Source organism: Pseudosulfitobacter sp. SM2401 (genome assembly GCF_042932805.1).
In the GTDB taxonomy this organism is placed as follows: Bacteria; Pseudomonadota; Alphaproteobacteria; order Rhodobacterales; family Rhodobacteraceae; genus Ascidiaceihabitans.
Genome location: NZ_CP170633.1, coordinates 2539422 through 2552180, shown reverse-complemented (window position 1 = coordinate 2552180; position 12759 = coordinate 2539422). Strand labels below are relative to the sequence as shown.

Below are 12759 nucleotides of genomic sequence, written 5' to 3'. Positions count from 1 at the left end.
TCAATGCAAGTTGGGTTGATTGCCCATGCCTTTTTCGTCGATCATGCGGCCCTTTTCGAACCGGTCAAATCGATAGGCTGTGGCGGTTTCGTGAGGTTCGTCTTTGGCCAACAGATGCGCGAATGCAAATCCGGATGCAGGCGTGGCTTTGAACCCGCCATAACACCAGCCACCGTTGAAATAGAGCCCGTCGATGTGGGTTTTGTCGATGATGGGGGATCCGTCCATCGACATGTCCATGATGCCGCCCCACATGCGCAAAAGTCGTGCGCGTCCGATCATCGGCATGATCGCCATGCCGCCTTCGCAGACGTCCTCGACCACGGGCAGGTTGCCCCGTTGGGCGTATGAATTGTAACCATCCAGATCGCCGCCAAAGACCAAGCCGCCCTTATCAGACTGGCTGACGTAAAAGTGGCCCGCACCGAATGTTATGACGCCCGGCAGGACCGGTTTCAGGCCCTCGGATACGAAGGCTTGCAAGACGTGGGATTCGATCGGCAAACGCATGTTCGCCTTGGCCATCAAGCGGCCAGAGGACCCAGCAACAGCGCAGCCAACCTTGGTTGCACCGATAAATCCGCGCGAGGTTTCGACGCCAAGACATTTGCCGCCTTCGATGCGAAATCCGGTGACTTCGCAGTTCTGGATAATGTCGACGCCATTGCCATCAGCGCTGCGAGCATAACCCCACGCGACTGCGTCGTGACGGACCGTGCCGCCGCGTCGCTGTGCCAAACCGCCTTTAATCGGGAACCGCGCATCGTCGAAATTCAGGAACGGGTATTCCTTTTTGATTTGATCCAGATCCAGATATTCTGCATCGGCCCCGTTCAACATCATCGCGTTGCCGCGCCGCACGAACGCATCGCGCTGGGCGTCCGAGTGTATCAGGTTCATGATGCCACGCTGGCTGACCATCGCATTATAATTCAGGTCTTGTTCCAGACCTTCCCACAGTTTCAGGGACATTTCGTAAAACGGCTCGTTACCATCGAGCAAATAATTCGAGCGGATAATCGTCGTGTTCCGCCCGACGTTTCCACCACCGATCCAGCCCTTTTCCAGCACCGCGACTTTCTTCTCGCCGTAGACCTTTGCCAGATAGTGGGCTGTGGCCAAACCGTGTCCACCGCCGCCGATGATGATGATGTCATAGTGGCTTTGCGGTTCAGGATCGCGCCACGTGGGCTTCCACCCTTTGTGACCTGTCAGCGCCTCTTTGATGACTTTGAAACCGGAATAACGCATGGAATCAGACTCCTCTTACTCAAAACCTACTGAAAACGCAGGGTGGTGTCCTTTTGAAACCCGACATCGTTTTCACCAAATCGGACATCATTTGGCGCATGTTGCGGACGTTAAACTGACAAATACACGCCTCCACAAGAAAAAAACTTGATTGATAGGAAAATCGTGCAAGACTGCACCGCAGAGATTCCATTCGGACGTGATTCATTTTTACGGCTGAGTTGAACATCCAAACGGATGCCTCTGAAAATAATAGCGGCGAAAAATCACCGCATCTCAACCGGGAGAAAACGATGAAGAAGTTTACGACAGCGCTGAGCGCAGGTGTCATGGCGTGTATGCCATTGGCCGCATTTGCCGAAGACAGCAGCGATCCGATTGTTATTCCAATCCACAACTGGTCCTCGCAAATCGTGATGTCCAACGTGGTTGGCCAGATTTTCGAATCTATGGGCAACAACGTTGAATTCGTCACAACCGACAGCCAAGCCGTTTATGAATCGGTACGTCTGGGCGACGTGACAATGGAGCTGGAAGTTTGGGAAGGCGCGTTTGGCGCATCCTACCGTGCGGCTCTGGAAAAAGGTGGCCTACATGACGCGGGCGATCACAACGCTGTCACACGCGAAGACTGGTGGTACCCGATGTGGACCAAAGATGCATGCCCGGGCTTGCCAGCATGGGAAGCATTGAACGACTGTGCGGCATTGTTCGCAACAGCGGAAACTGGCGACAAAGGTCGTTATCTGGACGGCCCAGTTGACTGGCTCAAGCACGGTCAAGAACGTGTTGCAGCGCTCGATATGAACTTTGTTGTTGTGAACGCAGGTTCTGCGGCTGCTTTGTGGGCTGAAATCGGCGCTGCCGAAGCCGAAAAGAAACCAGTTGTCGTGTTCAACTGGACGCCAAACTTTGCCGAGGCCGTATGGCCAGGTGAATTCGTCGAATTCCCAGCATGGGAAGAAGGCTGCGACAAAGATCCGGCCGTTGGCGTCAACAAAGACGCGCTGTATGACTGTGGTAACCCTGCAAAAGGCTACCTGAAAAAAGCAGCGTGGGACGGCATGAAAGACAAATGGCCAGCAGCCTACGCAACGCTGACCAAGATTTCTTTCACCAACCCACAGATTGCTGAAATGGCAAAATTCGTCGACATCGACGAAATGGAGCCAGAAGATGCAGCCACCGCATGGTTGGACGCCAACAAAGACACGTGGATGGCTTGGACAAAATAAGTCTAGCTTCACACTGAGTGACCATGTGCCCGCCTGAGAAACCCTCGGGCGGGCATTTTCAACACTGACCAAAGCCTAACCTAGAAAGCCTCTCAGACATGACCAATGAAACCGTGATTTCCTGCAAAAATGTCTGGAAAGTCTTTGGCAAAAACCCTGAGGCCTATCTGAAAACGATGCCAGCCGGGCACAGCTTTGATCAGATCCGCGCCGACGGCTACATCGCAGGCGTCAAGGACGTGTCGATGGAGGTCAGCCGCGGTGAAATGTTGGTGATCATGGGCCTTTCGGGGTCTGGAAAATCCACATTGGTGCGCTGTTTCTCGCGCCTGCACGACATCACCGGCGGCACGATCGAAGTCGAGGGCCAAGACATCATGGCGCTCCCTGAAAAAGAGCTGATCGACCTGCGCCGCAACAAAATGGGCATGGTGTTCCAAAGCTTTGGATTGCTGCCGCATCGCACCGTTCTTGAAAACATCGCCTTTCCGCTGGAAATGCGTGGCCAAGACCGGCACACCCGCCGTGCCCGTGCGCTAGAGGTGATTGAACTGGTTGGCCTGTCAGGGCGCGAAGATTACTTCCCCCGTGAGTTGTCTGGTGGTCAACAGCAGCGCGTGGGCATCGCGCGCTCCCTCGCGATTGAACCTGATATTTGGTTCTTGGATGAGCCATTTTCGGCGCTCGACCCGTTGATCCGTCGTGAAATGCAGGATGAATTTTTGCGCCTTCAGGGGTTGCTGGGCAAGACGATCGTGTTCATCACCCACGATTTTGACGAGGCCCTGCGCCTTGCCGACCGCATCGCGATCATGAAAGACGGCGCGGTCGAGCAATGCGATACCCCTGATCAAATCGTGCTGAACCCTGCCACCGATTACGTGCGCAAATTCACCGAGGAAATCGATAAGGCGCGCGTCGTGCATGCCGGGGTTCTGGCAAAATCCGACGTCAAAGGTACCGGTGATCCGGTTGACGCCGCAGCCACGATCAAAGAACTGGCCAAACTGCTGGTCCACGACACACGCGACGTCATCCCAGTGTCCAAAGACGGCAAAATCATCGGTGGCTTGAACCGCCAAGACGGGCTGGCAGTACTGCTGGAGGCCAACTGATGGCCTCGGTGAACGAGCAAGCAAATGCACCGCGTGTGATCCCTAAACGCAATATGGCGGTTTGGGGGCTGATTGTCATCGCCGCAGTTCTGACACTGACGCAATGGATCGGATTGCTGCCCGAATTCCTGCACCGCGTGCCGCTGTATTTGCTGCCCCCGTTTGAGTGGGCGCTGGACGGTATTTTTAACTTCGTCAAAGACGATCTTGGCCTGCTCAAGCTCACGCGCTTTCTGACTGCCGGTCTTGAGGATGTCTTGGATGCGACGGCAAATTTGCTGTACGGCAAGCGACGCTGGCCAAATCTGGGCCCTATCCCGTGGACGGCGATTGCCTCTGTGGCAGCTGTGATTGGCTACTATCTGGGCGGCTGGCGCTTGGCCGTTTTGGCGGGTGGGACGTTCACGTGGACAGCCCTGATCGGCCAATGGAAAATCGCGATGGAGACCATGTCGGTCCTGACCGTTGTTGCCCCGATGGCATTTCTGATCGGTTTGATGTTGGGGATTTCTGCGTGGCGTCGCCCTTGGGTGGACCGTTTGTTGCAACCGATCTTGTCGGTTCTGCAAACCCTGCCGTTCTTTACCTACCTGCTGCCTGCCGTGATTTTTTTCAAAGTCGGGCCGACCGCGGGTGCTGTTGCCACGCTGATCTATGCCATTCCGCCGATGATCTTGATGACGACGCTGGGTTTGAAAAAAGTCAGCCCCGAAGTCGTCGAAGCCGGCAAAATGTCGGGCTGTTCGCGCTGGCAAATGCTGCGTCATGTCTACATCCCGTCTGCGCGGACGGAGATTTTGGTTGGCGTGAACCAAGTCATCATGCTGTGCCTTGCCATGGTCGTTCTGACCGCCTTTATCGGCATGCCGGGCTTGGGCGCAAAATTGCTTGCGATGATGGGCAGCTTTAAGATCGGGCGTAGTTTCGAGATCGGGATTACCATTGTTTTACTGGCCGTTACCTTGGACCGCCTGTCCAAAGCATGGGTTGCAAAACAGCCCGAGCACTTTGAAAAAGGCACGTCTTGGGTGCAGCGCCACAAGTTTTTGGTCATGGCGATTGCTGCGTTTGTCAGCTGTGTGGTGCTGGCGCAATTCGTCGATGTCGCCTCGGAAATCGGGCGCAAACAGGACTTTAGCCAAGGCAAAGAACTGGACACGTTCATCAAGAAAACCGTGCTTACCAACGACGCGTTACAATGGACGACAGGATCGCTGCGGTACGTGATGAACATCTACGTTTTGATCCCGTTTCGTGATCTTTTGTTGTCTATCCCAACGCCTGCTTTCATCATGATTATCGCGGCGTTTGCGTGGAAAGTTGCTGGCCCACGCCAAGCCATTGTCGCATGCGCGTTCTTTACCTATGTCGCACTCAGCGGGTGGTGGGATCGGTCGGTGATCACGATCTATTACGTGTTGTCCTCGACGTTTGTGGCGATGATTTTAGCCATTCCGTTGGCAGTTTGGGGCGCGGGGCCACCTGCGCAACGCATCGATTTTTCCAAAGGTATCACCTCGGGTGTCGTTGTCGGCGTGATCAGCCTGATCTTTCGCCGCTCGTTCATCGCACTTGTGTCTTTGATCGCAGCGGGCGTTTTACGCTACATTCTCTGGAGCTTGGGCGTCTTTGGCGAAGACCCGACATTGATCGCATATCGGACCACTTTTTGGCTCATTTTTGCGGCCAGCTTTTATCTGATGTGGCGCTTTGCCGGGCAAATGCTGCGCGACGTTTTCTTGTTGCTGGTGTCAGATTCCGCGCAAACATTTCCCAGCTTTGTCTACCTGATCCCGGCGATTATGCTGTTCGGGATTACCGACATCGCCGTCATCTTTGCGATCACGATTTTCGCGATGGTCCCACTGGTGCGCTACACCATCGAAGGGCTGCGCAACGTGCCCGAAGAAATGACCGAAGCTGCTGATATGTCCGGTGCGACGCGCCTGCAAAAATTGTGGCTTGTGCAGTTTCCACTGGCGCTGCCGACGATGGCTGTCGGGTTCAACCAAGCGCTGATGTTCGCGTTTTTCATGACCATGATTGCAGCCTTTATCGGCACAATCGATCTGGGTCAGGAATTGCAACGCACATTGGCAGGGACTGATCTGGGCCGGAACTTTGTTCTGGGGATCTGCGTGTCACTGATGGCTTTGTCGTTCGATTTGGTGATCCTGAAATGGGCATCCGACAAGAAAAAGATATTGGGATTGTAATGCTTGTCGGGCGACGTCAAATCGCCCGACAGCTTAAACCAAATCCGACCGACGCAACGTGATGTCAGGATTGGCCCCAAAGTTTTGGGTTTTCCAATCGGTTTGCACCGATGATCCGTCATCAAACTGCGCCGTGATCCGGTAGTCCAGAATGCGCCCACCAGCTGACAACGCATTGGTCAACGGCACTGACAGGTTCAGGATTTGAGGGTCGAAAAATCCCGACGCGGCATCGGCGTGCATGGTGACACCAATTGGCGCACGGCCATGCAATCTGATTTCGATCAAGAACGCCTGTAACCCGCTGCCATCAAAATCAGCGCCTTGAATCAGTGACGTCGACACAATCACTGGCGTCACCATTTCATCCACATTCACCCGTTGCGGATCCAGCGTGACAACGTCTGGGTACGCAACAATGGTGTCTGGAATCCATTTTCCGTCCTCAAGATTGGCCAAATTGCTTTGGTTCTGGCCGGCGGCGGCCAGGGCAATCGGGGCAGGCAAAGGCAGCGTGATGACCTGTCCTGCACCACCTGCACGCGCCACAGATGTTACGTTTTGTGGATGCCCCACCAGATCTTCGATGTGCAACGCGCCGCCCGCTGCATGCGCAGACAAGGTCGGTCCACACGTCCGGGTCAGCCCGACGAGGACCGAGCTTTGCGCGCTGATGTCGTCCGGCAAATTGAATTTCAAACTGGCCGACAACACACGATCGCGTGCGGCAAGCGTGTCAAACAAGATCTTGGCAAAACCCAGCGTTTTGGTCGTAACAGTCAGCAAAACCGTGCGCCCGTCCAAAACCGGCGGGCTGGCTTGGGACATCTGATCGCCCCACGTCAGTTCCGGAAGCGTGCCCAAATCGGTTGGAAAGCCCATGGTCAGCGCCGGAATTTCCGATCCCAGCGGCTGCGTCGCCACAATGTGACGCTCAAGTGCTGCGCGCAATTCCAGCTCTTCTATGGGCGAAATTTCGGGTACCAATCCGACGGAAACCCGCACCGCCGAACTTTCCGGGTTGACCGGATCGCTGATGACTTCGGCGTGGAACTGCAAGCGCCCGGTTTCAGGTTCACGCCCCAAAACATAGGCCGATGGCACGACGTGGTAGACACCTACATCGACGCTCGAGGCAAAGATCCGCAAGCGGCGACGCAGCGCGTTTTTGATGTTTAAACCGCGCAAATCGACCTCTTCGATTTGGCGGATGGGTCCAGCGGTGTGGGACCAAGGAGGGGTGCGAATGATGTGATCCTGACCGTTGCCCACGGCTTTGGTCACGAACAATCTGGCCGATTGCGGCCCGCGAAAATCCAAAGTGTGCACCATGTTCACCACGATGCGTTGCTTGGCAAAGCTCAGCTTTGGGGGGCTGACGGGGGCGGCCGTAATCGTTGCCAGTTTCGCCGATTGCGCAGCGGCCAGAATGGCTGCACGCCCTTTGAGACGGTTGTTCTTGAACAATGCATTCAAATGTTTGGGCTTGCGACGCGCGCCTGAAATATCTGCGCGGCGGCGGGTCGAGATATCTGCCGCACGCACGCGATTGCCAAAAATCGTCGACAAATCAGCACGGCGTAATCCCCCAATACGCGCCACAGGGACAGCCAGCGCCGCAGGTGCAGGGGACGGGTTGACGATTGTTTCTGATTTGAGCGCCTCGTACACCGTGTAGTCCGATAACAGTTCGACCCTTGCATCGTCGGTATCTCGCAACAGCTTGTACGCCAGTGAAATTGCGTCGCCGGTAAAGGTGAAACTAACCGCATTGCCTGCAGGTGTAACCTTGCCTTGCAGCTCGACGACGCGGTGTCCGTCGGCAGAAGTGTAGGGCAGCTTCAGCGTCGCTTCGCGCAATTCAGACGGGATGTCGCGAAACGTCAAACCGGGTGTGCGTGTCAGCGTTTGATCAATTTGGCGCTGCGTTGCGACAAGGCGCACTTGGCGCACGGGCAATGTCAAATCGGCGGTCCACAAGTCACTGCCATCAATTGCCGTACCTGCCTGACGGGCGCGAAATACCGGTTGCGTCAACTCGGCGGGACCGGCGATTTCAAACACGCGTTTGACCCAGCGCAGTTTTGAATTCTTGCGATCGCGCAAGACCATTGCACCAGAGCCAGACATGATCGGGCCGGCGACGTTTTGGGCATTGGAAAAACCCGACGTACCCGCCATCACCAGCGAGGTCAGGATTTTGTGCCGTGCCTCGGTGATCATCATCTTGAGACCCGAACTGGCGGTTGCCACCGTGTTCATTTGGTCGGATTTTGTCACGTTGGCCATCGTGGTTTTCAGACTACCTGGCGCCAACTGAAAGCGCTGCGCAGGGATCAGGCGGCCTGCTTCGACGCGTGTCGCCATTGCGCCCACGGCGTTGAATGTGGTGAATTTAGGCATTGGTTCAGCTCCGAAATCGAAGGGATGCAGCCTTTGCGCGTGGCTCAGGCTGCATCGTTGCGTCAGGACAAATACGTATCGAGTTTGTCGTTCAAAGCGTCCGGTGGGGCGGGGATTTCAACGGTTAGTGGCCCGTTGCCGGACCCCGTTGTCCAATCGCCTTCCCAGCGCACCGATTTCTGACCAAAGCGTTTGCCTTTGACCGTTGCCTCGACCTTGTATTCGTAATCCTCAAGGTCCTCCGGTTTGGCGTACCAGACTTTGTAGTACCGCTCGGCGGCGGCGGTGCTGCCGTTAAAGCGATAAGCCTTTTCGCCAAATTTCGGGGTGCGGACATGCACGATCACGTCGATTTGCTTGTCTGCGTCCGGGATCACCATGTCGATGTTGATGGGCCCGACCAACAGCTGGCCTGAACTTTCCGCACGCACGTCGATTGTGTGGGCATCGGTTTCGTATTCCTCAACCACCTCGTTGATCGCGACATCGGGGCTTTCTTTGAACGCAATGGTTTTGCGCACCCAGATTTTTTCGCTGTCATCGCCGCGATCACCGTGACGGGTGAAATCAAAGATGAACCGCGCGTCCTTGTTGCCGGGCACCCAAATGGCGGGAATTGTCGTGCCTGACATTTCGACGTCCGTTGGCCCGTCCAGCACGCGCCCCGATGGTTTCCAGTTGATCTGACCGTTGCTGTCAGGATAACCGATCTGCACCTTAAGCGAATGGATCGGGTCGCCGATCTGGTTTTCGGGCCAATTGGCAATGGCCGAGGTAACCACGTGAACTTTGCGAAACCCTTCTTCCATGAACACTTCGGTAAAGTAGCGATCAAGATTGGTTTCATCGGCTTTGATTTCGTCGAACACGCCTTCCATTTGGGCCGAGATCACCTCGGAGCGGGTAACTTGCTCTTCGATCCGTTTCTCGTAGGTAAAGCTGCCTTGGAACACGTCTTTGCGGTTTTTCACAGCGACTGACAGGCCGACCTTAAAGGTCTGGATCGGCGACCACCATTTGCGCTTTTTCTTCTTCTCTTGGGTGTGCTCTTGGGCTTCGGCACCGTCGACTTCCTCATCGAGCGTGGTGCCAGCTTGCTTCATCTTGTCCATCACCATTGTGGTGATCGATGTGATGATCGAGTCAGCCGCCATGTCAATTTTCTGGCGCAATTCCATGTCCATGCCAGCACCAACCGTGATGTCGACCGTGATCGCGCCGTTTTCCATCAGCTTGTTGACCTCATGCGAGGCGGACGCTTTGAACCAAGCATATTGGCCCTCGACCGAGGCGGAAAAATGGGTGCGGATTTTTTCCCAGTCACCGACGATTTTCAAGGTGTAGGGCACGGTCCAAACGTCGTAGGAAATGTGGTTTTCCAAGGTCAGGGGCGAGGTGCCTTTTTTCGCAGCGCCCCAGACCAATTCGATCGGGCGGCGCCCCATCATCACGGTGTAGGCGTTGGTGGCCATGATGTTCAACGTGCCCGCGCCAGTGCCTTGGATTTCAAAGGCCCACGCATCGGGATTGTCGCTGATTGCGCCGTCCTGACCGGTATCTGAATTCTTGTAATTCAGGCTGTGCAAGACGGTTTCGTTAGACCGCAACGCAACCGGGGCAGGGGTGGCCACGATGGGCGTATTCTTTTGCCAGAAATAGTGCTTGTTCTGGGTCAATTGCAGCTGTTCCTTGACCTTCTCAAACGCTTTTTCAACAACGCCGGGCGGGGGGGCAAGCGTGGCTGTGAAGTTCATCACACCGCCGGCAAGCTCAGAAAACCCGTCTTCACCGATGTTTTTGGATGGGTCCATGATGCCGGAAAACCGCTGCACCCCAAAGACGAAATCACCGCCGGAGTGTCGTGCTAACCTGTTGGTTTGAGGCAAGAAATAAAAGTGCATAGGCTTACCGGCGTCGCGCAGATCAGGGTTGTTTTTGTCTGGCAGGAAAACGATCTCGTGCTTGCCGCCGTCGTCATCCTCGACGACGCTCGACATGATTTGCCCGACAAATGCGGGACCTGCGGCACGGGCGGCGCGGTTTGCGATCCGTTGCTGAAGTTTGGTTGCTTTGGCCATCTGATAATTCCTTCTTTTCAATGGTTAAGGTGGTAAAATTGGTGTCGTGTAATTTTAGAAAACGATGAAATCGGTGTTTGAATATCCACGGCGGCGCGTGCAGACTTCGTAGCCTTCACGCGATCCTTCATCGTTGGTGTTGCCTTCGTTGGTTTCGTAGTGGCTTTGGGCTGCGTGGGTGACGATGCCCGTGTGGGTCCAGTCAAGCGGATCGGAGCGGCGCAAGAAGACAGACCCCATCGGAATTTGATCCGCAGAGGCGTCGCGTTCGCGTAAAAACAGGCCGGTGTCTTGGGCGTTTCGCGCAAGATTATCGCAAGAAAAGCTGGTGCCCATTGGCATTGGATGCATCAAGGCTTCGCTGGCTTGGTGCAGGCAAAACGACACGTATCCAGCGCACCACGGCATGTCGCGCCCCTCATTACCCTTCATGTACAAACGCACCCAGGGGCCTGCGTTTTGCCCACCGACTTCGCGCGGATGCGGGATAAGATGTTGGTTGGCAAACTCAGCGACTGCATCGCCAAACGACATCGACGCCAGCAAGGGGTTCACCAACACATCCAGCATCGGTTGCACAAGGGCGGTCCATGTCGGTTCGTCGACTTTTCCGGTACTGTGCAGGCCCAGGTCGAACTGAAACCGCATCACGGTATCTTCGCTGACGCGTCCGAAATCGCCATCAATCACCAACCCGAATCCGTGCAGGCACAGCCATTCTTGGGCGCGCTTGGCAGAGTTGCCGCGCTTGCCGCGTCCGAATTCTCCGGGAAAGGTGATTTCATCGCGGATCCATGCCGAAAGGGCAGAAGGGTCGCCATCTAAAATATACATTTTGGTCTCCTTAATCAGTTGTGTGAAACGTCAGTTCAAAATCGATTAGGCAAGGTGATATCGTTCACCCGAAAAGTGTTCGCCCTGAATAGGTTAGGCGTCGTAAGTTCTAAATGTGATCCAGCGTTAGGGCGCGAAAATTGCGACCCTGATTGCGTGGATTCAGCCGGCTGGATCAACCCCTGCGAGGGCCTCTAGCGCGTCAGCCGAGCGCGCCGTATTATTGTAAATGCCTAGGCATAGTTCATAAATTCCGGTCGCAACAAAAAACGATCCCGCGATGAACATGGACAGCAACAGGCCGCCAAAAAAGACCAAAACCCCAAGGACAATATGTTGGCTCAGGGCGATCAGCGCCCCGGCAATTGTCCCGATAATCATCGCTATAAATACCAGCCAGATAATCTTGTTTAAGGAACGCACTAAAAAATCACGCATAAAATAACTCCTTTGAATGCAGTCAGGTTTCCCGATTAACGTGAGTCTCACAAGTGAGGTTTTCCTTACCCTTGATGCGGGAATTTGGCGAAATCCGTCATTTTCGCAGCGTCTGATGCGCAAAAACCTGACATCGCTGTTGCCTAATGGCGGCCATGCGCTGCAAGCTGTGTTTAATAATTTTGAGCAATAGGGGAGACTAAATCATATGAAATTCACGACATTTATCGGGGCCGCAGTCAGCGCCACAATGGCGTTTGCAGCCACGTTCGCCAGCGCCAATGATTTCCGTATCGGGCTGATCACACCGCCCTCGCACATCTGGACCAAGGCGGCTGACAGCTTTGGCGCAGCGCTAAATGACGCCTCGGGTGGGGCGCACACCCTGACCGTTTTCCCGGCACGTCAATTGGGCAACGAGGCGCAAATGTTGCAGCAATTGCAGACTGGTGCGCTGGATATGGCATTTTTGACAGTCGCAGAAGTGTCCAATCGCGCGCCGGATTTCGGGGCGTTCTATGCGCCCTATCTTGCCAATGACATTGCCCATGCGGGTCGCATTTTGCGCACGGATGCGGCGGGCGCAATGCTGGATCAACTGCCGGGCAAAGTCGGCGTTGTTGGCCTTGGCTATGGCATGGCGGGTTTGCGCCAGATCGTGTCGCGCGGCGAGGTTGCCACGGCTGCTGATCTGTCTGGCCTGAAACTGCGGATCACGCCGTTTGATCCGATCCTTGATTTCTACAACGCGGTTGGGGCTGCCCCGACGCCGATGCCGCTGCCTGCGGTCTACGATGCTTTGGCGAATGGTCAGGTGGACGCCATCGATATGGACGCCGAACTGATCTGGAAGCTGAAATACTACGAACATGCGGACACGGTTCTGGCCTCCAATCACATGATGTTCCCGATGGTCGGGTTGGTGTCTGCCAAGGTCTGGAAAGGTCTGTCTGACGAAGACAAAGCGATGATCACAACTGCCATGCAAGCCGAGCTGGGCAAAGTCATCGACACCTACGTCGCCAAAGACGTGGAGTGGTTGGACCAAGTGCGTGGCACCGGCAAAACCTTTGTTGATGTCGGGCCTGAATTCTTCGGCCCAGCAATTGCCGAGTGGGACGCTGCGTGGTCACAAAAATCATCGCAATTGAGCACGCTGCGTGATGCCGCCGCTGCTGTTCAGTAACTA

General features: G+C 55.2%; 9 protein-coding genes. 4 read left to right on the top strand and 5 right to left on the bottom strand.

Features of this window, described 5'->3' with window-relative positions:
- Complete coding sequence (locus ACFIO0_RS12670; RefSeq protein WP_390910757.1) at positions 1-1251, bottom strand: sarcosine oxidase subunit beta family protein; 1251 nt, start codon at positions 1249-1251, stop codon at positions 1-3.
- Positions 1252-1544: 293 nt separating this feature from the next.
- Here ACFIO0_RS12670 and ACFIO0_RS12665 point away from each other — a divergent pair, with 293 nt between their 5' ends.
- The 3 genes from ACFIO0_RS12665 (at position 1545) to ACFIO0_RS12655 (ending at position 5817) form a co-directional block, all read left to right on the top strand.
- Positions 1545-2486 carry a glycine betaine ABC transporter substrate-binding protein gene (locus tag ACFIO0_RS12665; RefSeq protein WP_390910756.1) on the top strand — a complete coding sequence of 314 codons (942 nt, stop codon included), beginning with the start codon at positions 1545-1547 and terminating at the stop codon, positions 2484-2486.
- A 98-nt stretch (positions 2487-2584) separates the two neighbouring features.
- The gene (locus ACFIO0_RS12660; protein WP_390910755.1) at positions 2585-3601 is read left to right on the top strand and encodes a betaine/proline/choline family ABC transporter ATP-binding protein; all 1017 of its coding nucleotides are present in this window, start codon (positions 2585-2587) and stop codon (positions 3599-3601) included.
- 53 nt (positions 3602-3654) lie between these two features.
- Positions 3655-5817, top strand: a complete 2163-nt coding sequence (locus ACFIO0_RS12655; RefSeq protein ID WP_390915338.1) for an ABC transporter permease subunit — start codon at positions 3655-3657, stop codon at positions 5815-5817.
- A 33-nt stretch (positions 5818-5850) separates the two neighbouring features.
- Here the strand turns inward: ACFIO0_RS12655 and ACFIO0_RS12650 are convergent, their stop codons facing one another.
- The 4 genes from ACFIO0_RS12650 to ACFIO0_RS12635 form a co-directional block, all read right to left on the bottom strand.
- The gene (locus ACFIO0_RS12650) at positions 5851-8220 is read right to left on the bottom strand and encodes a hypothetical protein (protein WP_390910754.1); all 2370 of its coding nucleotides are present in this window, start codon (positions 8218-8220) and stop codon (positions 5851-5853) included.
- A gap of 62 nt (positions 8221-8282) precedes the next feature.
- Positions 8283-10298 (bottom strand): hypothetical protein, encoded by a 2016-nt coding sequence (locus ACFIO0_RS12645; RefSeq protein WP_390910753.1) that lies wholly within the window; start codon positions 10296-10298, stop codon positions 8283-8285.
- 54 nt (positions 10299-10352) lie between these two features.
- Positions 10353-11132, bottom strand: a complete 780-nt coding sequence (locus tag ACFIO0_RS12640; protein ID WP_390910752.1) for a peptidoglycan-binding protein — start codon at positions 11130-11132, stop codon at positions 10353-10355.
- Positions 11133-11294: 162 nt separating this feature from the next.
- Positions 11295-11570, bottom strand: a complete 276-nt coding sequence (locus ACFIO0_RS12635; RefSeq protein WP_390910751.1) for a hypothetical protein — start codon at positions 11568-11570, stop codon at positions 11295-11297.
- A gap of 208 nt (positions 11571-11778) precedes the next feature.
- Here ACFIO0_RS12635 and ACFIO0_RS12630 point away from each other — a divergent pair, with 208 nt between their 5' ends.
- The gene (locus tag ACFIO0_RS12630; RefSeq protein WP_390910750.1) at positions 11779-12756 is read left to right on the top strand and encodes a TRAP transporter substrate-binding protein DctP; all 978 of its coding nucleotides are present in this window, start codon (positions 11779-11781) and stop codon (positions 12754-12756) included.
- Positions 12757-12759 lie beyond the last annotated feature (3 nt).

Bases quoted from the DNA above. Each gene is read 5' to 3' on its own strand.
- ACFIO0_RS12670 (WP_390910757.1), bottom strand. From the start codon at position 1,251: ATGCGTTATTCCGGTTTCAAAGTCATCAAAGAGGCGCTGACAGGTCAC.
- ACFIO0_RS12640 (WP_390910752.1), bottom strand. From the start codon at position 11,132: ATGTATATTTTAGATGGCGACCCTTCTGCCCTTTCGGCATGGATCCGC.
- ACFIO0_RS12650 (WP_390910754.1), bottom strand. From the start codon at position 8,220: ATGCCTAAATTCACCACATTCAACGCCGTGGGCGCAATGGCGACACGC.
- ACFIO0_RS12635 (WP_390910751.1), bottom strand. From the start codon at position 11,570: ATGCGTGATTTTTTAGTGCGTTCCTTAAACAAGATTATCTGGCTGGTA.
- ACFIO0_RS12655 (WP_390915338.1), top strand. From the start codon at position 3,655: ATGGCGGTTTGGGGGCTGATTGTCATCGCCGCAGTTCTGACACTGACG.
- ACFIO0_RS12630 (WP_390910750.1), top strand. From the start codon at position 11,779: ATGAAATTCACGACATTTATCGGGGCCGCAGTCAGCGCCACAATGGCG.
- ACFIO0_RS12665 (WP_390910756.1), top strand. From the start codon at position 1,545: ATGAAGAAGTTTACGACAGCGCTGAGCGCAGGTGTCATGGCGTGTATG.
- ACFIO0_RS12645 (WP_390910753.1), bottom strand. From the start codon at position 10,298: ATGGCCAAAGCAACCAAACTTCAGCAACGGATCGCAAACCGCGCCGCC.
- ACFIO0_RS12660 (WP_390910755.1), top strand. From the start codon at position 2,585: ATGACCAATGAAACCGTGATTTCCTGCAAAAATGTCTGGAAAGTCTTT.